Origin of the sequence: Pseudomonas sp. NPDC089996 (genome assembly GCF_044748405.1) — a bacterium.
Classification (GTDB): domain Bacteria; phylum Pseudomonadota; class Gammaproteobacteria; order Pseudomonadales; family Pseudomonadaceae; genus Aquipseudomonas.
In genome coordinates this window covers 24,982-44,310 of sequence record NZ_JBIVGA010000001.1, presented here as the reverse complement: position 1 = coordinate 44,310, position 19,329 = coordinate 24,982, and the positions used below count along the sequence as shown (strand labels likewise).

Below are 19,329 nucleotides of genomic sequence, written 5' to 3'. Positions count from 1 at the left end.
CGCCGAAAAGGTTGATTCTGCTCATGAGCCAAGCGCCCCTCGTCCTGGTGGACGGTTCCTCCTACCTCTACCGCGCCTTCCATGCGCTGCCGCCGCTGACCACCTCCAAGGGCATGCCGACCGGCGCGGTCAAGGGCGTGCTGAACATGCTCAAGAGCCTGCGCAAGCAATACCCCGACAGCCTGTTCGCCGTGGTCTTCGACGCCAAGGGCGGCACCTTCCGCGATGCCATGTTCGCCGAATACAAGGCCAACCGCCCGAGCATGCCTGATGACCTGCGGGTGCAGGTCGAGCCGCTGCACGCCAGCGTCCGGGCGCTGGGTTACCCGCTGCTGTGCGTCGAAGGCGTCGAGGCCGATGACGTCATCGGCACCCTGGCGCGCAGCAGTGCCACCCAGGGCCGCCCGGTGATCATCTCGACCGGCGACAAGGACATGGCGCAGCTGGTGGACAGCCACATCACCCTGGTCAACACCATGACCGGCAGTGTGCTGGACGTGGCCGGCGTGCACGAAAAGTTCGGCGTCGGCCCGGAGCACATCATCGACTTCCTCGCCCTGATGGGCGACAAGGTCGACAACATCCCCGGCGTGCCTGGTGTCGGTGAAAAAACCGCTGTTGGCCTGCTGACCGGCATCGGCGGTGGCCTGAGCGACCTGTATGCCAATCTCGACAAGGTGGCGGGCCTGGCCATTCGCGGCGCCAAGACCCTGCCAGCCAAACTCGAGGAGCACCGCGACTCGGCGTTCCTGTCCTATGAGCTGGCCACCATCAAGTGCGATGTACCGCTGGATGTGGAAGTCGAAGCGCTGGTCTGCGGCGAGCCTGACCGCGAGGCGCTGCTGGCGCTGTACACCGAGATGGAGTTCAAGAGCTGGATTGCCGATGTGCAGCGCGATGCGGCCAAGGTCGGCGATGTCGTTGCACCGGTCGAAGCGCCGGCCGCCAAGGTCGAGCCCCGGTACGAGACCATTCTCGACCAGGCCCGTTTCGACGAATGGCTGCAGAAGCTGCGCCAGGCACCCTTGTTCGCCTTCGATACCGAAACCACCAGCCTGGACGCCCAGCAGGCGCAGCTGGTCGGCCTGTCGTTCGCCGTCGAGCCCCATGAAGCCGCCTATGTTCCGCTGGCCCACGACTACGAAGGCGCCCCTGCCCAGCTGGACCGCGAGGCTGTGCTGCTGGCGCTGAAACCGCTGCTGGAAGACCCGGCCAAGGCCAAAGTCGGGCAGAACGCCAAGTACGACATCAACATCCTCGCCAACACCTCGCCCGCCATCGAGATGCGTGGCGTGGCCTACGACACCATGCTCGAGTCGTATGTGTTCAACTCCACCGCCACCCGTCACGACATGGACAGCCTGGCGCAGAAGTACCTCGACCACACCACCATCGGCTTCGAAGACATCGCCGGCAAGGGCGCCAAGCAGCTGACCTTCAACCAGATCGCCCTCGACAAGGCCGGCCCATATGCCGCCGAGGACGCCGACATCACCCTGCGCCTTCACAACGCGCTGCAGGCACGCCTGGCGCAGACGCCGAGCGTGCAGCCGGTGCTGATGGACATCGAGATGCCGCTGGTGCCGGTGCTGGCCAGGATCGAGCGCCAGGGCGCACTGGTCGATGCCGCGTTGCTGCAGGTGCAAAGCGGCGAGCTGGGCGTGAAGATGGCCGAGCTGGAGCAGCGCGCCTACGCGCTGGCCGGCGAGGAATTCAACCTCGGCTCGCCCAAGCAGCTGGGCGCGATTCTGTATGACAAGCTGGGCATGCCGGTACTGAGCAAAACCGCCAAGGGCCAGCCCTCTACCGCCGAAGCGGTGCTCGACGAGCTGGCCGAGCAAGGCTACCCGCTGCCTGAAGTGCTGATGCAGTACCGCAGCCTGAGCAAGCTCAAGAGCACCTACACCGACAAGCTGCCGGGGCAGATCAACCCGCGCACCGGGCGTATCCACACCTCCTACCAGCAGGCCGTGGCCGCTACCGGTCGCCTGTCGTCGAGCGACCCGAACCTGCAGAACATCCCGATCCGCACCGCCGAGGGCCGGCGCATTCGCCAGGCCTTCGTTGCCAGCCCCGGCTACAAGCTGCTGGCAGCGGACTATTCGCAGATCGAACTGCGCATCATGGCCCATCTGGCCAAGGACGAAGGCCTGCTGCATGCGTTCCGCAACGATCTGGACGTGCACCGCGCCACGGCGGCGGAAGTGTTCAGCGTGGCGCTGGAAGACGTCACCACCGACCAGCGCCGCAGCGCCAAGGCCATCAACTTTGGCCTGATTTACGGCATGAGCGCTTTTGGCCTGGCCAAGCAGATTGGCGTCGACCGCAAGCAGTCGCAGGATTACATCGACCGCTATTTCGCCCGCTACCCGGGCGTGCTGGCCTACATGGAGCGCACCCGCGCCCAGGCGGCGGAGCAAGGCTTCGTCGAAACCCTGTTCGGCCGCCGCCTGTACCTGCCGGACATCAATGCCAAGAACCCGGCTCTGCGCAAGGGTGCCGAGCGTACGGCGATCAACGCGCCGATGCAGGGTACGGCCGCCGATATCATCAAGCGCGCCATGGTCAACGTCGACAATTGGCTGAATGAAAGCGGCCTGGACGCACGCGTGATCCTGCAAGTGCACGACGAACTGGTGCTGGAAGTGCGTGAAGAGCTGGTCGAGCAGGTGAAAGCCGAAATCCGTACGCACATGAGCGCCGCCGCACAGCTGGATGTTCCGCTGGTGGTCGAAGCAGGTGTTGGTTCGAATTGGGACGAAGCTCACTGATTGAGCCGGGAAAGATGTGTAGGATCTGCGACGTGGTGACGCGGATCCTGGCATGGCTAGATGCCATAGTTCGTGAGTTTCATGAAACTATCGCAAATAGTTTCGAGGGCTCAGGAACTAAACCGGTGAAGTGGAACTCAGAGTAACTGAATGGCTGGTGAAGCCTTTCGATGCTCCTATGTTGTGTTAAGTGTTGGCAGATACCTGGACCCCGCCCTAGCGGTCCAGACTTGGACCCCGAACTTCCCCCTCCCCATACGAAGTCCGGGGTTTTTTTTGCCCGGAATTTGACTCCAGGCACTGCGCAACCCTTGTAGGAGCGGCCTTGCGTCGCGAAAGGGCTGCACAGCAGCCCCGGCGATATTTGCTATGCAGCTGAAATCCAGGAGCCGCTGCGCGACCCCTTTCGCGACACGAGGCCGCTCCTACAGGAACAGCGGACGGCTATCAGACCGCTGGCTTGTCTTCCAGCTCCATCCAGTCCGCCAGCACCCGGTAGGCTTCTTCCAGGCCCAGGCGCTTGGGCGCCGAGAACAGCTGGATGGTCGCCGCGTCACCCCAGCCCTTGCGGATTTCCGACTGCACCTTGAGCAGGGTGTTCTTGCCTGCGCCGTGGGTCAGCTTGTCGGCCTTGGTCAGCAGGATGTGCATCGGCATGCCGCTGGCCTTGGCCCAGTCGAGCATCATCTTGTCGAAATCGGTCATTGGATGGCGTACGTCCATCATCAGGATCACGCCGCGCAGGCACTCTCGGCCGCCCAGGTAGGCTTCCAGGTGCTTCTGCCAGTGTTGCTTGAGCGGAATCGGGACTTTTGCATATCCGTAGCCCGGCAGGTCGACCAAACGCCGTTCATCGTCCAGACTGAAGAAATTCAACAGCTGGGTGCGCCCTGGGGTTTTCGAGGTACGCGCCAGGCTGGCATGAGTCAGGGTATTGAGGGCGCTGGATTTGCCGGCGTTTGAACGGCCGGCGAAAGCCACCTCATAACCCTGGTCTTCCGGGCATTGTTCGACCTTGGCAGCGCTGAGGGCGAATGTGGCTCTCTGGCAGAGGCCGAGGATGGGGTTATTGACTTGCATGGGATATCCGATGTGGGTGTTGCCAAAGCCTAGGCCGGCAAGCGGTGTCGTTTCCGTTTGGATGGCGGAAGTATATAATGCCCCAGTTTTTGTGTGTGCATTCCCCCAGCGAAGGGGAAAGCACATGGGGTGTCGAACAATAGCTCGCGCATCAGAACGCAGCGCGTCCCCCAACCCTGTCAGGTCGTTTCGCATGGCGAAATGGCTGCTAGCTGTCGGTATGTTCCTGCCGTTTTTCAGCGCACAGGCTACACAGGATCCCGAGGCGTTGTACAACCGCACGTGTGCGGCCTGTCACGCCGGGCAGTTGCCACAGGCACCCAAGAGGGGTGACCCGGCAGCTTGGGAGCCAAGGCTGGCGCAAGGCATGGAGCAGCTGGTGGTGCATGTTACCCAGGGTTTCAAGGCTATGCCGCCGCGTGGATTGTGCATGGACTGCAGTGCCGAGGACTACCGTTTGGTCATCCTTTGGATGAGCGGCAGTCCCGATACATAACATTTCACCCTTAGCCGTGTTGGATTAGCTGATGAACAAACTAGTCGTGAGTCTGCTGTTGACCCTGGGTGTCGCAGGTGCGGCCACTGCTGCAGAACCCATCAAAGGCGATGCCGCCGCCGGCCAGGCCAAGACAGCCGTCTGTGGAGCCTGCCACAACCCCGACGGCAACAGCCTGGCGCCGAACTTCCCGAAACTGGCCGGCCAGGGCCAGCGCTATCTGGAAAAACAACTGCACGACATCAAGTCGGGCAAGCGCACCGTGCTGGAAATGACCGGCATGCTGGCCAATTTCAGTGAACAGGACCTGGCCGACATTGCCGCCTGGTTCTCCAGCCAGAAAGGCAGCGTCGGTGCCGCTGATCCCAAGCTGGTCGAACGCGGTCGCGAACTGTTCAACGGCGGCAACCTGGAAAAAGGCATGCCGGCCTGTACCGGCTGCCACTCGCCCAACGGGGCAGGTATCGCCCTCGCCGGCTTTCCGCACCTCGGTGGCCAGCATTCACAGTACGTGACCAAGCAGCTCACCGACTTCCGTGAGGGCAACCGCACCAACGACGGTGATGCGATGACCATGCGCACCATCGCCGGCAAGCTGAGCAATCACGAAATCGAAGCACTGGCCAGCTACATCCAGGGCCTGCATTAACATTCGGTTAATGCTGCAACGCTAAAGATGAAAGGGCGGCGCGGGCCGCCCTTTTTTCTGCCCGCAGCCGTTACACTACAGAACTCGGGCCCTTCGCCACCGGTCACAGTACTGGTCGCGTCGAGGCGACCAATGAATGCTCAGGAGTAAAGCATGCGTAAACTGATTCTCAGCGCCGCGCTGGTCGCTGCCAGCGTCTTCGGGATGACTGCCGTCCAGGCTGCGGAGCCTGCAACCGCCGGCAAGGAATACATCGAGCTGAGCAACCCTGTTCCGGTATCCCAACCAGGCAAGATCGAAGTGGTCGAGCTGTTCTGGTACGGCTGCCCTCACTGCTACCACTTCGAGCCGACCATCAACCCATGGGTCGACAAGCTGCCCAAGGATGTCAACTTCAAGCGCGTGCCTGCCATGTTCGGCGGCCCGTGGGACGCCCACGGCCAGATGTTCCTGACCCTCGAAGCCATGGGCGTCGAGCACAAGGTTCATGCCGCAGTCTTCGATGCCATCCAGAACCAGAAAAAGCGCCTGACCGATCCTCAGGACATGGCCGATTTCCTCGCCACCCAGGGCGTCGACAAGGACAAGTTCCTCGCCACCTTCAACTCGTTCGCCATCAAGGGCCAGGTCAACCAGGCCAAGGAACTGGCGAAGAAGTACGAAATCACCGGCGTTCCGAGCATGGTGGTCAACGGCAAGTACCGCTTCGACCTGGGTACCGCTGGCGGGCCGGACGGCGTGCTGAACGTCGCCGACCAGCTGATTGCCAAGGAGCGCGCCGCTAAGTAAGCGGCGAACCCCATGCGCCGCATCAGAACCGCGCGTGGCATCGGCCTGCACCAGCCGCAGGTCAACGAGCATCACTTGCAGGCCCCCGGCCTGCCCGAGGATGGTCGCTTGCGGCTGCTCAGTTTCAACATCCAGGTCGGCATCAGCACCGAGCGCTACCGGCACTACTTGACCCGCAGCTGGCAGCACTTGCTGCCGCACACCGGGCGGGCCGGCAACCTGCAGAAAATCGGCCAGTTGCTCAATGATTTCGACCTGGTGGCCTTGCAGGAGGCCGATGGCGGCAGCCTGCGTTCAGGTTACGTCAACCAGGTGGAGCACCTGGCCCAGCTGGGCTCCTTCCCTTACTGGTACCAGCAGCTCAATCGCAACCTCGGGCGCTTTGCCCAGCACAGCAATGGCGTGCTCAGCCGCCTGAAGCCGCAACTGCTCGAAGATCACCCACTGCCTGGCCCGGCCGGCCGAGGTGCGATCCTGGTGCGCTTTGGCGAGGGTGAGGATGCGCTGATCGTGGTCATGATGCACCTGGCCCTGGGTGCCAAGACGCGCGCCCTGCAACTGGCTTATATCCGTGAGCTGATTGGCGGCTATCGCCATCAGGTGCTCATGGGCGACATGAATACCCATGCCAAGGACCTGCTCGATCACTCGCCCCTGCGTGATCTGGGCCTGATCGCCCCCCAGGTCGAAGCCACCTTCCCCAGCTGGCGCCCGCAGCGCTGCCTGGACCATATCCTGCTCAGCCCGAGCCTGACCCTGGAGCGGGTCGAGGTGCTGGCGCAGCCGATTTCCGACCATCTTCCGGTCGCGGTAGAGATCCGATTGCCTGATGCACTGACTGTGGATACGCTGCCGATCTTGAGCTAGATCAGCTGAAGCGCGGCAAGCCCTCAAGTCTTCGAGGGGCGCGCCGACAGCGTTTAATCAACCGCCCACAGTTGCATTACCCGTCGCGGATCCAGGCATGACCGAAGAAGCCGAGCGCTGGAAAGAAAAATACCTGAAAAGCATCGAACAGCAGGAAAAGCTTGAGCGTCGCTGGGACGCGCGACTTGACCTGCTGCGTCGTGGCCTGGTGCGCAGTACTCTGGCGGCCGAAGGCAGTGACAAGGCCGTCGACCAGTGCATGAAGGAAATGCGCGAGGTCATCCGCAGCGACAACATGGATGCCGGCCTTGCCGGGCTGATCCCGCGTCTGGAGAAGGCCGTACTGGATTCCGAGCAGCGCCGGGAAACCCGCATGAACCAGGTCAGTGATGCCCTGAATGCGCTGGTTACCCAGCTTCAGGGTTTACCGTTGCCCGGTGACGTTGCCCGGCCTTTGAAAAAACTGGCGAAGAAGCTCGATGGTGGTGTCGCCCAGTCACGTGAACTGCCGCCTTTGCTGGGTGAGCTCAGTGGTTTGCAGGGCCGTGCCCTTTCTGCCCTCGGCAAGGCGGATGACGAGGCCAGGCCTGGCTTGCTGCAACGTCTGTTCGGGAATCACTCTGGCGAGCCTCAGCCTGAAGCCGTTCAGGCCATTCAAGATCAGCCCGAGATTGCTCCGACCGCAGTCCTGTCACAGCCGGATGGGCCTGTGCTGGTGGATTTGCCGCCGCGTGATGTCGACGAACTGCAGCCTCTGCCAGAAGCTGCGCCAGTCCCTGAACCTGAAGCTGAGCAGGCTGTAGATGCAGCCGTGCCGGAGGTGCTTGCACCGTCTCAGGGTGTCGAACAGGTGGTGGTCGCTCAACCCGAACCTGAGCCGCAGGCCGACGAGCCTGCCGAAGTGCAGGAGCAGCCTGAGCAGCTGGAAGCCCCGGCGCTGGCGACACTTGAGGCAGTCTTCGCTGAAGACGGCCCGTACGCCCTTCCCGATGCGGTAGAGCCGCCTTACAGCCAGGTCGCCGCGCACATCGAGCAGACGCTGATCGGCCTGCTTGATGACCTCAGCCTGCCGGAACGCCACAAGGCTCAGGCCCTGGAAATGCGCGAACGGGTGGCACGCGGGCTGAACTGGTACGAACTGATCCCGGTGCTCGACGACTTGGCCGTGCTCATGCTGGCGATCACCGACAGCGGACAGCACGAATTCGAGACTTACCTGCAGCAGCTCAACGAGCGCCTCGACAGCTTCCAGAGCCACCTGCACGAGGCCAGCGCTGGCCATGCCGACAACAGCTCCGCCGCGCGCGAGTTGGACAGCCAGCTGCGCGAACAGGTCGATGGCCTGCAAAGCAGCGTGCAGGGCGCGGTGGATGTGGACAGCCTCAAGCACATCCTGGAAAACCGCCTGGAAACACTGCTTGGCACCATGGACGAGCACCAGCATGAGCGTGACCGCCGCGAGCAGGAGCTTGCCGGACGCCTGCAGGGCCTGGCCGAGCGGGTCGCCAGCATGGAGCAGGAAGCGCTGGGTTATCGTGAACACCTGGAGGAACAGCGGCAGAAGGCATTGATCGACCCGCTGACGGGCTTGCCCAATCGCGCAGCCTGGACCGAGCAGGTCGAGCGCGAAATGCTTGACTGGCAGGAGAACGGCGGCCACCTGGCCATGGCCATCCTCGACCTCGACCACTTCAAGCGCATCAATGACAGTTACGGCCACCTGGCCGGCGACAAAGTGCTGAAGATCGTTGCCGACCAGCTGCGCAAGCGCCTGCGCGCACGTGATTTCATCGCCCGGTTTGGCGGCGAAGAGTTCGTGCTGTTGTTGCCGCAGACGTCCCCTGCAGCCGCTGCCCAGGTTGCCGAAGCGCTACGTGCGGCGATCGAGGCCTGCCCGTTCCATTTCAAGGGGCAACGCGTGGTCATCACCACATCCATCGGCTTGAGCGCCTTCCGCTCTGGTGAACGTGGCGATCAGGTGCTAAAGCGCGCCGATGCTGCGTTGTACCGCGCAAAGGATCAAGGCAGAAACCGCGTGCTGTCAGCGTAAATAGATACCCCATCCAAGCCCTGTCTGATTCTGACAATGACGCCCCGCCTACCTGATATTCAGGCCGGCAAAGTCGACCAGACCGGAGTAGAAAGATGAAGATGAGTAAAGGGCTCATGATGCTCGCCTTGAGCGCGGCTTTCCAGAGCGCCGCCTTTGCCAATGAAGACCTGATGACGGCCCATGTGTCGGCGGATGGCAAGGTGCTCAGACAGTTGCCGCAGTGGATCACCGAAGTCGACCACCAGCCGCAGGAGAATTACTTCAGCCAGTACAAGCTGAAGCTGAACACGCGAATCGTGCACAAGGACCCGGGCTTTTGCAGCGTTTCGCCGATCGATGTCAGCACTTATGAGCGGCAATTGCATGGTCAGGCGAAGGTGATTGGAAAACCTTTGGCCGAGACGGTCAATGTGATGACCCAACTGGTCGACCACTTGGGGGCGAGCGGTGACAACTCGCTGGAGTTCCTGGTGATGTGCAGCCGTTGACATTCCGGCGGTAGAAACACCTAAACCGGAGGAGCACGTTATACTGTAGCGCTGTCGCCATTGACTCTGACTATGTGCTCCTCTGCCATGAAAACGTTTTTTGCCGGGCTGTTGCTTCTGATTCTTGCCGGTTGCTCGACCGGCCTGCGCATCGACCGCAGCCACCCTTCCGCCAACCAGGACAACCGTATCCAGTTTGTCGTCCTGCATTACACCAACGCCTCGCTCGAGCGTTCGCTGGCGTTGCTGACCCATGGCGAAGTCAGTGCCCATTACCTGATCGGCGACGGCCCGGCCACGGTCTACCAGCTGGTCGACGAGAATCGCCGCGCCTGGCATGCCGGCGACAGTCAGTGGCAGGGGCGCACCTGGCTGAACTCAAGCTCCATCGGCATCGAAATCGTCAACCCGGGGTTCGACGAGACCGCCAATGGTCGCGTCTGGTACCCCTATAGCGAAGCGCAGATCCAGTCCTTGATCGCTTTGCTCAAGGACATCGTCAAGCGCAACAACATCGAGCCGCGGCACATCATCGGTCACAGCGACATTGCCCCGTCGCGCAAGCTCGACCCTGGCCCGTTGTTCCCCTGGAAGCGCCTGGCAGATGCAGGCCTCGGGGTCTGGCCCGAGCCTAATGCCGTGGCCCGCCAGCAGGCCTACTTCAACGTCAACCCGCCGACCGTCGGCTGGTACCAGCAGGAGCTGGCGCGCTTTGGCTATGCCCTCGAGCAGACGGGGCAGCTCGATGTAACCACGCGGCACGTCATCGCCGCCTTCCAGATGCGCTTCCGTCCTCAGCGTTTCGATGGCATGCCGGACGCGCAGACTGCGGCCATCCTGTCGGTGCTCAACCGCATGCGCTAGGGCGAATGATATCCGGGCGCCAAACGGCAGCGCCGATTCTCATTCCAGTTGCTATACCTTGTTAATCAACTGGATGCTGCCCATGTCTGCCCTGATTTCTGCGTTGCGCCAATTTTTTTACCGCCCCTGGATGCTGGCCTCCCTGGCAGCATTGGCCAGCGCCGCCGTTTTGCTGACCGCCAGCATCGGTATCGCGCTGCAGCAGATGAAGGAGAGCGAGAGCGCGCAGATGAATGCCCAGGGCGAGCGCTTTCTCGACCGCCTGGAGCAAGTGTTCGGCCAACTGCGTGAGGGCGTGGACGAATTGCAGGCGCAGTCGCTGCGCGGCTGCAGCCCGGCGATGATTTCGGTGTTGCAGCAGGTCGGCCTGGGTTCACGCTTCATCTATGAAGCAGCTTATGTGGATGCCAATGTCGCCTGCTCCAACCGCGGCGGTGCAAGGGCCTTCGTGCCAACCCGAGCCCCGGATATCCAGGGCCCTACCTACAGCTATTGGCTCAATACCACCACCGAACCCAACGAAAACCTCGCCGCGTTGATGCTCGCCCGGGGTAATTTCCTGGTGTCTACTTCACGCGGGCACCTGACCGACGTGGTCGACCTGCCACCGGGCGGCAGCTTGCTGGTGGTGCTGGATAACGGTACCCGCGCAATTCCGGTACTGGGCCCGCCACAGGCCTGGCCGCCAACAAGCGGCTGGCCGCCTGCCAGTCAGAAGTCCTTGTTCGAACTGCGTGATCGTCTGATCTATCGCATGCCGACCAAGTCGCCGGATTACCAGCTGGTGCTGATCGCGCCGCGCGCCAGCTTGCCGTTGCGCATGAACGGCATGCTCTGGCTGCTGTTCCCGGGCAGTGTGCTGGCCGCCTGCTGCATCGGCTGGCTGGTGCTGCAGCTGATCCTGCAGCGGCGCTCGATGAGTTCCGAACTGCAGAATGCCCTGCGCCGGGGCGAGCTGCAGGTGCTGTATCAGCCGATCATCGAGCTCGACAGCCGCCGCTGTGTCGGTGCCGAGGCCTTGGTGCGCTGGCGTCGCCCGGACGGTTCGCTGACCAGCCCGGATTTATTCATCCCCCTGGCGGAAAATACCGGGCAGATCCGTCAGATCACCGATTTCGTGCTGCAGCGCGTGCTGGAGCAATTAGGCCAGTTATTGCGTTCGCATCGGAACCTGTACATCTCGGTCAACCTGGCGGCGTGCGATGTGATGGTGCCGCGTATCGGCCGGGTGGCGGCGCGGTTGCTGGCGCTGCACCGCGTCGCCGCCAGCCAGATCGCCTTCGAAGTCACTGAACGTGGCCTGATCGATGTGGTGGTGGCGCGGGATAACCTGCAGGCACTGCGAGCGGTTGGGCACCAGGTGCTGATCGACGATTTCGGCACAGGCTATTGCAGCCTGGCCTACCTGCAGACCTTGCCAGTGGATTGCCTGAAGATCGACAAGGCGTTCATCGATGCCCTTGGGCATGACGCCGCCAGCAGCGGTGTGGCACCGCATATCATTCGCATGGCCCACGACCTGCATCTGCGGGTGATAGCCGAGGGCATCGAATGCGAGGCGCAGGCGGTGCTGCTCAACAGCGAGGGGGTGAACTACGGGCAGGGCTGGCTGTTTGCCCACCCGCTCAATGCCCGGCAGTTTGCCGAACTGGTCACCCGCGGCCGGCAGCCACGGCGGGCACGGATCGATGATGAGCCCTGACGGCGGGCAAGCTTAGGCAGGAAGGGCCATGTAAAACTGTGTGCCCTGCCCTGGCCGGGAAAAAACGCCCATGCGTCCCCCATGCAATTGCACGATCTCCTTGCACAGCGCCAGCCCCAACCCGGCGCCACCTTTCTTGCGCCCCACCTGCACGAACGGTTCGAAGATCCGCCCCTGCTGACCGTAGGCGATGCCTTCACCATTGTCCTCGACACTGATGATCACTCGCTCCGCGTGTCGCCGTGCGTGCAGGCGGATGCGCCCGCCGCTGGCGGTATGGCGAATGGCGTTGTGCAGCAGGTTGTCCAGCACCCGGTCGAGTTGCGCCACGTCGGCCTGGATGCGTGGCAATGGTGGCTCCAGGGCTTTGATCAGTTCGATCTGTTTGCTGGCTGCCTGTTCGCTGAAACGTGCTTGCGCCTTTTCCAGCAATTCGTCGATGGCACACGGGGCGAGTTCGAGCTTCTGCAAGCCGCTCTGGTAGCGCGAGAAGTTGAGCAGGTCGTTGATCAGCTGGGTCAGGCGCTGCATTTCCTCGCCGATGGTCTCCAGCAGATCGCTTTCGCGAGCCTCGGGCGGGAATTTCAGCCGCTCGCGCAGCAAGCCGAATGCCATGTGCATGCCCGTCACGGGGGTGCGCAATTCATGCGAGGCACGTAGCACGAATTCGCTGCGGACGCGCTCGAAGGCTCGTTGCTCGGTGACATCGTGCAACACCATCACCGCACCCAGAATCGGCCCTTGCGGATGGCTGACCGGCGTCAGGCTGTAGGTCAGCAGGCGAGATTCTTCATCGACCTCGATGCTCAGGTCGTCAGGTGGGCGATCCAGACTGCCACCACGCAGCACCTGGCGCAGTTGTTGTTCCAGCTCTGGACGCTGCAGGGCTTCGGCCAGGCTGCTGCCGACACGGCTGCTGTTCCAGCCCAGCTGCCGCTGGGCAACCGGGTTGAGATGCTCCAGCTGCCCCTGACGGTCGATGATCAGCAAACCGTCATCGATGCTGTCGAGTACCGCTTGCAGTCGCTGCTGGCCGGCCAGCAGTTCATCGACATTGGTGGCCTGGTGCTTGCGCATGGCGTCGGCCATCAACCCGAAGCGGCGGGTCAGCTGGTTGAGCTCGATGGCTTGAGTGACCGGCAAGGTGATTTCGAAATCACCTTGGCCGAGCTGGTCGGCAGCCTTGGCCAAGGCCTCGATCGGCTGGCCGAAGCGGCGGGCGATATTGTGTGCAGTGACGAAACCGAGTACCAGCACCACCAGCCCCATCAGGCCCAGCACGCCGCTGACCAGCAAGGCCTGATCACGGGTGTGCTCTCCGCTTCGGGTGATGTGCTCGAGGGCTTGCTTGTGCGAATCGATCAGGTCACTGCGTACTTGGTTGAATGCAGCGCCCAATGGTTGTTCCGCGCCCATGCTGCGGGCGGGTGCCGGGCTGTCGCGGTAAGCCTGCAGAAACGCCTGGTAGTTGCTGCTGGCCTTGCTGAAACCGCTGCGCTCGCCGCTTTGCGCCAAACCGTCGTTGAGTAGCGCCTGGAAGTTGTCCTGCAGCGCCTTCAGGTTGTCCGCAGCGGTACCCTCGTCCAGTAGCAGGGTCAGTTGCTCGCCGAGGTTCTGCCGCAGCTTCAGGCCCACTTCCAGCGCCTGGGTGGTTTCACGCACCGACTGTTGCTGCACCGTGGCCATCTGCAACACGCTCACCAATCCCAGCAACAGGCCCAACAGGGCTACGGTCACCAAGGCCGAGATGCTGAGAAAGAGCCGGGTGCGCAGCTTCATGGGCAGCTTCATAGGTTGTACTGCTTGCGCTTGCGGTAAAGGGTCGACGCGTCGATGCCGAGGGTCTTGGCGGCCTGATCAAGGGTATCGCTGGCTGCCAGCACTGCGCCGATGTGCGCGCGCTCCAGTTCATCAAGGCTCATGGCCGCCCCTACCCGAGGCGCATTGCCGGTGGGCTGCTCGCCCATGCCAAGGTGGCTGATCTCGACGCGCTCTTGCGGGCAGATGATGCTGGCGCGTTCGATCACGTTGCGCAGTTCGCGGATGTTGCCTGGCCAACGATAGTTGAGCAGCGCGCTGCGCGCTTCGTCACTGAAGCCACGGGCCGGGCGGGAGTATTCCTTGACGAAGCGGGCCAGGAAGCGGTCGGCCAGGGTCAGGATGTCCTCGCTGCGCTCACGTAGCGGCGGCAGGTGCAGGGTAATGACGTTTAGGCGGTACAGAAGGTCTTCGCGGAAGCGGTTCTCGCGCACCATGTCGTCAAGGTTGAGGTTGGTCGCCGCGAGGATGCGCACATCGGCGCGGCGGGTGACCGGGTCGCCTACCCGCTCGTATTCCTTATCCTGGATGAAGCGCAGCAGCTTGGGTTGCAAGGTCAGCGGGAAATCGCCGATTTCATCGAGAAACAGCGTGCCGCCGTCCGCCTGGTTGACGCGGCCCAGCGTGCTTTCACTGGCGCCGGTGAAAGCGCCGCGGGTATGGCCGAACAGTTCGCTCTCCATCAGCTCGGCATTCAGCGAGGGACAGTTGATGGTCACACAGGCCTTGCGCGCCCGCTTGCTCCAGCCGTGGATGGCACGGGCCAGTTCGCCCTTGCCGGTACCCGACTCGCCGAGGATGAGGATGTTGGCATCGGTGGTCGCCACTTGGCGGGCAGTTTCCAGCACGGCCATCATCGCCGGGCTGTGCGAGTCGAGGCCGTCCTTGGGCTTGCGCACTTCACCTTCGAGGGCTTCCAGGCGCGCCGAGAGCTGGCGGACTTCAAGCTGCTTGGCGGTGGCCAGGCGCAGCTGGTCGGGGCTGCAGGGTTTGACCAGATAATCGGCGGCGCCAGCCTGGATGGCATCGACAGCGGTATCGATCGCCGAATGCGCGGTGACGATCACCACGCGCATCCACGGTGCTTGAATGCGCATCTGCGCCAGTACGTCGAGGCCGTTATCCTCGCCCAGACGCAAGTCGAGGAAGCACAAGTCAAACACCTGGCGCTGCAGCAAGGCGTCAGCCTGCGCGGCACTGTTGGCCGTGGCGACACTGTAACCTTCGTCCTCCAGGCAGTAGCGGAAGGTGCGCAGGATCGCAGACTCGTCATCCACCAGCAGAATGCGGCCTTGGTTGTCCTGGGCTGATTCCATTTCCTGTGCTCCTTCGGGTAGATCTTTAATTAGTGTGGGAAAAATCGGGCAAGTTGCACGGTCAATTGTGAAGGATTCTGTCCTTTGCATGCTAGCCAATGGCCAAATCGTGCCGTGAAGCCGGATATCTCGATGATTTTCTTAGAGCAACACGCTGGCACATTGGTTGCGACGATTTTCAGCTTTTGCCAACTAAAAGGAGGTACCCCGTGTCCCCTCTCATTCGAATGACCGTGTTGGCGGCCACCTTGCTGTCCGTTTGCACACCTGCTTCTGCCGACCCTGCTCACGACGCCCGACTAGAGGGCTCGGTGCAAACGGCGCTGAGCCTCAACCGCATGCTCAACCCGTTCCGTATCGAGGTCGCAGTCGAAGGCCCGCGGGCACGGCTGTCGGGTGAAGTGGAGAACGACGTGGAACGGCAGTTGGCCGAGCATGTGGCGCTGGCCACGCGGGGTATCGAGCAGGTCGACAACCAGTTGCGGGTCAATGCCGAACTGGTCGAGCGCCCGCTGGAGCTGCGCGCTTATGCCCAGCGCCTGGAGGATGCGACCTTGGCAGCCGTGATACGCGCCCGTTTGCTGTGGAGCAAAATCACGGAAAAAGCAGCTATCGAGGTGCAAAGCAATGAAGGCGTGGTGACCCTGCGTGGCAAGGTCGACAGCGCCGAGGCGAAGGAACTGGCCGGTGTGGTGGCGCGTACTACAGACGGCGTGCATCTGGTGAACAACCTGGTCAGCCTGGATACGGCAGCCATGGCCAAGGCACGGGAGACCCCGGTGGATGTGCCCAGTGGCCCCCAGCCGAGCGACAGCTGGGTGGTCGACAAGATTGAGAACAGTTTCCGCTTCAGCCGCAATCTGGACGTGCTGAACATCAAGGTGACCAGTGACCACGGCATGGTCCGGCTTACGGGCGAGGTGGTCAGCAGCGAGCAGAAGTCCATTGCCGTGGATATCGCACGGCAGATCATCGGAGTCCGGGGAGTTGACGCCGACCTGCTCAAAGTGGCGACCAAGGTCGAGGGCTGAGTCGTGCAATTCGCACGACGCAGAGAGGGGTATCGTGCAGGATACGTCCCCGATGAACGCGAGACATATCTCTAACTCATTGATTTATATGGATTTTAATTGATTTGATGGGCTGGCATGCAGGCTGCAATTACTTGTTCAGGTTTGAACAGAAAAATTACAGCAGGAGAAGCCGGCATGAACCGCCCATCCGTCAACCGCTCGCTGAATGCCGCACTGCCCGTACGTCAGTTCCTGATCCTTGGCATGTCGTTGCTGCTGACCTTGGCCGCTGGCCTCTTTTACTACAGCTGGCAGACCGCGCGCCTGGCCGATCAGGTGGCAGCGCAAACCGCGCTGCTGTCGCAGATTCAGGCAACCCGCGCCAACACCCTGGTGAAAGCCGCCGAACCGGTTGGGCAGCGGCCTGCCGCCAACACCTCCCCGGCCACTGTGGATACCGTCGCTCCTCAACAGCGTTGGGTGTTCTGAGACACCGGGTGAACCGATTTCAAAAAAGAAAGGAGAAGCATCATGCTGAGTTGGGCTATCACTTTCCTCATCATCGCCATTGTCGCCGCTGTGCTGGGCTTCGGTGGTATCGCTGGCGCCGCTACGGGTATCGCGAAGATCCTGTTCATTGTCTTCCTGGTCCTGTTCGTAGCCTCCTTCTTCTTTGGACGTGGTCGAGGTTGAAGATGAGCAGGAAGCTTTGTACAGCCCTGGCGGCTGCAGCCCTTATGTGGGGCGGCAGCACGGCGGCGCTGGCGGCCAATGACGGTCAAGTCCGGGTCGAGCAGTTGCTCGGCTCGGACCCCGAATACCGGGAAACCTGGCAGGACACGATCAAGGGCGAGGAACGCTTGCCCGACTGGGTGATCAACCTCAGTGGAACCGGTCAGGAGCAGATGTCTGCCGTTACTGAAGACGGCGACAAGTACCTGGTCGGCCCGCTGTGCGAGTCGGCGCAGAACTGCACTTACAAGCGCTTGATCGTGGCGTTCAGCTGGGACAAGGACGATGCCTACGGCATGCTCGTGGAAGTACCCGAGGGTTTGCCCAAGGACAAGTCGCCGACCCGCCATGCGCAGTATCGCTGGCTGGGTGAGCCGGACGACGGCATGAAGGCGATGTTGCAGGAGCAACTCAAGCGCGACCCGAATTGGTACTGACCAGCGGTCGCGCGCTGTCATGCAATAGAAGCGGAACCTTTCTATCTTTCTCGCTTCTATGATGCGCCGCCTCGAGGAGGGGCGGCGCATGACCAGGGGGCCGGGCTGTTCTGATTGTTGCAGGATCGGAGTGGCCTAGGGGTACAGGGAGTACCTCCAGTATTGGGCCGGGTCAGGAAAAGGCAGAATCGGAAGTTTCAGGTCAGGCGTGTCTGACAAACACCTGAACCAGGCCTGGCTTCCGAGGCGCCATGTCCTCATTTGCTGATTCCTTTCAGGAATCGACCTGCAAGACACATTTTGTAGTGACCGTACATCAAGTTTTTTTCGGTCGTCAAAGGTGCCTTGCACGTGTCATTTCGGCCATTCGGATTGTCGAACAAGCCGTTTTTACCCCCTACCTGTAGTCCGACAAAACTGCCGAAATATGGCGGTTTGGTCTTGTTCGGTTTTCCGAACGTTAGAAATCAATGACTTACATGCGGCGTATTCTGGCATCCTTGCCCATGCCGGATCGGCATGGGGTATGCGTTTCCGGCATTAGATTTCAGCCTTCCCCATCGCAATAGTTGCCGCCTTTTTCGCTGGCCCGAGCGCGGTGTCGCTCGCTCGCGGTGTCCTTACACGAGGTCTCCGGACGGAAGCCAAAAGCTCCCCGTGACGTTGCCAACGGCTCTGTTACGCGCTTTTCCGGTCGGCACCCGTGACCACTAGAACAAAGGGTAAAGACATGAAGAAGGCAAAACTGAGCCTCGCCTGGCAGATCGTCATCGGTCTGGTCCTGGGCGTTGCAGTCGGCGCGCTACTGAACCACTTCAGCGCGGAAAAGGCCTGGTGGATCAGCAACGTCCTCCAGCCCGCCGGTGACATCTTCATTCGCCTGATCAAGATGATCGTCGTCCCGATCGTGATTTCGTCGCTGATCGTGGGTATCGCCGGGGTTGGCGATGCGAAGAAACTGGGCAGCATCGGCCTGAAGACCATCCTCTACTTCGAGGTGGTGACCACCATCGCCATCGTTGTCGGCCTGGTGTTGGCCAACCTGTTCCACCCGGGCGCCGGCATCGACATGAGTACCCTGGGTACCGTCGACATCTCCAAGTACCAGGCCACCGCGGCCGAGGTGCAGCATGAACACGCGTTCATCGAGACTCTGCTCAACCTGATTCCGTCGAACATTTTCGCAGCGCTGATGCGTGGCGAAATGCTGCCGATCATCTTCTTCTCGGTGATGTTCGGCCTCGGCCTGTCGAGCCTGCAGGCCGACCTGCGCGAGCCACTGGTACGTACCTTCCAGGCCGTGTCGGAAACCATGTTCAAGGTCACCCACATGATCATGAACTACGCCCCGATCGGTGTGTTCGCCCTGATTGCCGTGACCGTTGCCAACTTCGGTTTCAGTTCGCTGCTGCCGTTGGCCAAGCTGGTGCTGCTGGTGTACTTCGCCATCGCCTTCTTCGCATTCATGGTGCTGGGCCTGGTAGCGCGACTGTTCGGCTTCTCGGTCATCAAGATCATGCGCATCATGAAAGATGAGCTGATCCTCGCCTACTCCACCTCCAGCTCCGAAACCGTGCTGCCGCGCGTGATCGAGAAGATGGAGAAGTACGGTGCACCGAAGTCGATCTGCTCGTTCGTGGTACCGACCGGCTACTCGTTCAACCTCGACGGCTCGACCCTGTACCAGAGCATCGCGGCCATCTTCATCGCCCAGCTGTATGGCATCGACCTGTCCTGGAGCCAGCAGCTGCTGCTGGTGTTGACCCTGATGGTCACCTCCAAAGGCATCGCGGGCGTACCGGGCGTGTCCTTCGTGGTGCTGCTGGCCACCCTGGGCAGCGTGGGCATCCCACTGGAAGGCCTGGCCTTCATCGCCGGTGTCGACCGCATCATGGACATGGCCCGTACCGCCTTGAACGTGATCGGTAACGCCCTGGCAGCCCTGGTGATTGCCCGTTGGGAAGGCATGTACGACGCCGCCAAGGGCGAGCAGTACTATGCCTCGCTGATGGCGGACAAGCAGAAAGCGGCATTGGTAGGCGAAGCCGCCAAGCGCTGAGACTAATGCGCTGAACCGGAAAGCCCCGACTCGTCGGGGCTTTTTGTTGTTTGTGGGTAATCCCCAAGCTATTTGCGACCCCTTGTAGGAGCGGCCTTGTGTCGCGAAAGGGTCGCGCAGCGGCCCCAGACTTTCAGCTTCGAAGCAGAAATTGCCGGGGCCGCTTCGCGACCCTTTCGCGACACAAGGCCGCTC

General features: G+C 61.8%; 16 protein-coding genes and 1 pseudogene. 14 read left to right on the top strand and 3 right to left on the bottom strand.

The genetic code is table 11. The annotated features are described in order from the left end of the window. Window positions 1-23 precede the first annotated feature (23 nt). Entirely contained in the window at window positions 24-2,771 is a 2,748-nt protein-coding gene (polA, locus tag ACIPW4_RS00200; RefSeq protein WP_400653845.1) for a DNA polymerase I, read from the top strand. A 447-nt stretch (window positions 2,772-3,218) separates the two neighbouring features. Here polA and yihA read toward each other — a convergent pair whose 3' ends face one another. Further along, on the bottom strand, window positions 3,219-3,851 hold the full coding sequence (gene yihA, locus ACIPW4_RS00195; RefSeq protein ID WP_400653843.1) for a ribosome biogenesis GTP-binding protein YihA/YsxC: 633 nt from the start codon (window positions 3,849-3,851) through the stop codon (window positions 3,219-3,221). Between the two features lie 193 nt (window positions 3,852-4,044). Between yihA and ACIPW4_RS00190 the strand changes: the two genes are divergently transcribed. The 8 genes and pseudogenes from ACIPW4_RS00190 to ACIPW4_RS00155 all read left to right on the top strand — a co-directional run bounded on the left by ACIPW4_RS00190 (window position 4,045) and on the right by ACIPW4_RS00155 (window position 11,759). After that, window positions 4,045-4,347 (top strand): c-type cytochrome, encoded by a 303-nt coding sequence (locus ACIPW4_RS00190; protein WP_400653841.1) that lies wholly within the window; start codon window positions 4,045-4,047, stop codon window positions 4,345-4,347. A gap of 31 nt (window positions 4,348-4,378) precedes the next feature. Beyond that, the gene (locus ACIPW4_RS00185; RefSeq protein ID WP_400653839.1) at window positions 4,379-4,996 is read left to right on the top strand and encodes a c-type cytochrome; all 618 of its coding nucleotides are present in this window, start codon (window positions 4,379-4,381) and stop codon (window positions 4,994-4,996) included. A 153-nt stretch (window positions 4,997-5,149) separates the two neighbouring features. After that, complete coding sequence (gene dsbA / locus ACIPW4_RS00180; RefSeq protein WP_400653837.1) at window positions 5,150-5,785, top strand: thiol:disulfide interchange protein DsbA; 636 nt, start codon at window positions 5,150-5,152, stop codon at window positions 5,783-5,785. Then, window positions 5,760-6,652: pseudogene (locus ACIPW4_RS00175) on the top strand (endonuclease/exonuclease/phosphatase family protein). The gene dsbA and the pseudogene ACIPW4_RS00175 overlap by 26 nt, the downstream one beginning before the upstream one ends. A gap of 97 nt (window positions 6,653-6,749) precedes the next feature. After that, window positions 6,750-8,702: a diguanylate cyclase gene (locus ACIPW4_RS00170; protein ID WP_400653835.1), complete on the top strand. Its 1,953-nt coding sequence runs from the start codon at window positions 6,750-6,752 to the stop codon at window positions 8,700-8,702. Window positions 8,703-8,797: 95 nt separating this feature from the next. Continuing rightward, window positions 8,798-9,193 carry a hypothetical protein gene (locus ACIPW4_RS00165; protein ID WP_400653833.1) on the top strand — a complete coding sequence of 132 codons (396 nt, stop codon included), beginning with the start codon at window positions 8,798-8,800 and terminating at the stop codon, window positions 9,191-9,193. Between the two features lie 87 nt (window positions 9,194-9,280). Further along, on the top strand, window positions 9,281-10,057 hold the full coding sequence (locus ACIPW4_RS00160) for an N-acetylmuramoyl-L-alanine amidase (protein ID WP_400653831.1): 777 nt from the start codon (window positions 9,281-9,283) through the stop codon (window positions 10,055-10,057). Between the two features lie 82 nt (window positions 10,058-10,139). Further along, window positions 10,140-11,759 carry an EAL domain-containing protein gene (locus ACIPW4_RS00155; protein ID WP_400653829.1) on the top strand — a complete coding sequence of 540 codons (1,620 nt, stop codon included), beginning with the start codon at window positions 10,140-10,142 and terminating at the stop codon, window positions 11,757-11,759. 12 nt (window positions 11,760-11,771) lie between these two features. Here the strand turns inward: ACIPW4_RS00155 and ACIPW4_RS00150 are convergent, their stop codons facing one another. Together ACIPW4_RS00150 and algB are read right to left on the bottom strand one after the other, a co-directional pair. Continuing rightward, window positions 11,772-13,550: a KinB sensor domain-containing domain gene (locus ACIPW4_RS00150; protein WP_400653827.1), complete on the bottom strand. Its 1,779-nt coding sequence runs from the start codon at window positions 13,548-13,550 to the stop codon at window positions 11,772-11,774. Continuing rightward, complete coding sequence (gene algB / locus ACIPW4_RS00145) at window positions 13,547-14,893, bottom strand: sigma-54-dependent response regulator transcription factor AlgB (RefSeq protein WP_400653825.1); 1,347 nt, start codon at window positions 14,891-14,893, stop codon at window positions 13,547-13,549. The genes ACIPW4_RS00150 and algB overlap by 4 nt, the downstream gene beginning before the upstream one ends. A 227-nt stretch (window positions 14,894-15,120) precedes the next feature. Between algB and ACIPW4_RS00140 the strand changes: the two genes are divergently transcribed. The 5 genes from ACIPW4_RS00140 (at window position 15,121) to gltP (ending at window position 19,134) form a co-directional block, all read left to right on the top strand. Then, window positions 15,121-15,924 (top strand): BON domain-containing protein, encoded by an 804-nt coding sequence (locus ACIPW4_RS00140; RefSeq protein WP_400654595.1) that lies wholly within the window; start codon window positions 15,121-15,123, stop codon window positions 15,922-15,924. A gap of 177 nt (window positions 15,925-16,101) precedes the next feature. Next, the gene (locus ACIPW4_RS00135; RefSeq protein WP_400653823.1) at window positions 16,102-16,395 is read left to right on the top strand and encodes a hypothetical protein; all 294 of its coding nucleotides are present in this window, start codon (window positions 16,102-16,104) and stop codon (window positions 16,393-16,395) included. A 42-nt stretch (window positions 16,396-16,437) separates the two neighbouring features. After that, complete coding sequence (locus tag ACIPW4_RS00130) at window positions 16,438-16,599, top strand: DUF1328 domain-containing protein (protein ID WP_003252966.1); 162 nt, start codon at window positions 16,438-16,440, stop codon at window positions 16,597-16,599. A 2-nt stretch (window positions 16,600-16,601) separates the two neighbouring features. Next, on the top strand, window positions 16,602-17,075 hold the full coding sequence (locus ACIPW4_RS00125) for an inhibitor of vertebrate lysozyme family protein (RefSeq protein WP_400653821.1): 474 nt from the start codon (window positions 16,602-16,604) through the stop codon (window positions 17,073-17,075). A 730-nt stretch (window positions 17,076-17,805) separates the two neighbouring features. Then, window positions 17,806-19,134, top strand: coding sequence for a glutamate/aspartate:proton symporter GltP (gene gltP, locus ACIPW4_RS00120; protein ID WP_400653819.1), 1,329 nt, complete (start codon window positions 17,806-17,808; stop codon window positions 19,132-19,134). The last annotated feature ends 195 nt before the right edge of the window (window positions 19,135-19,329 follow it).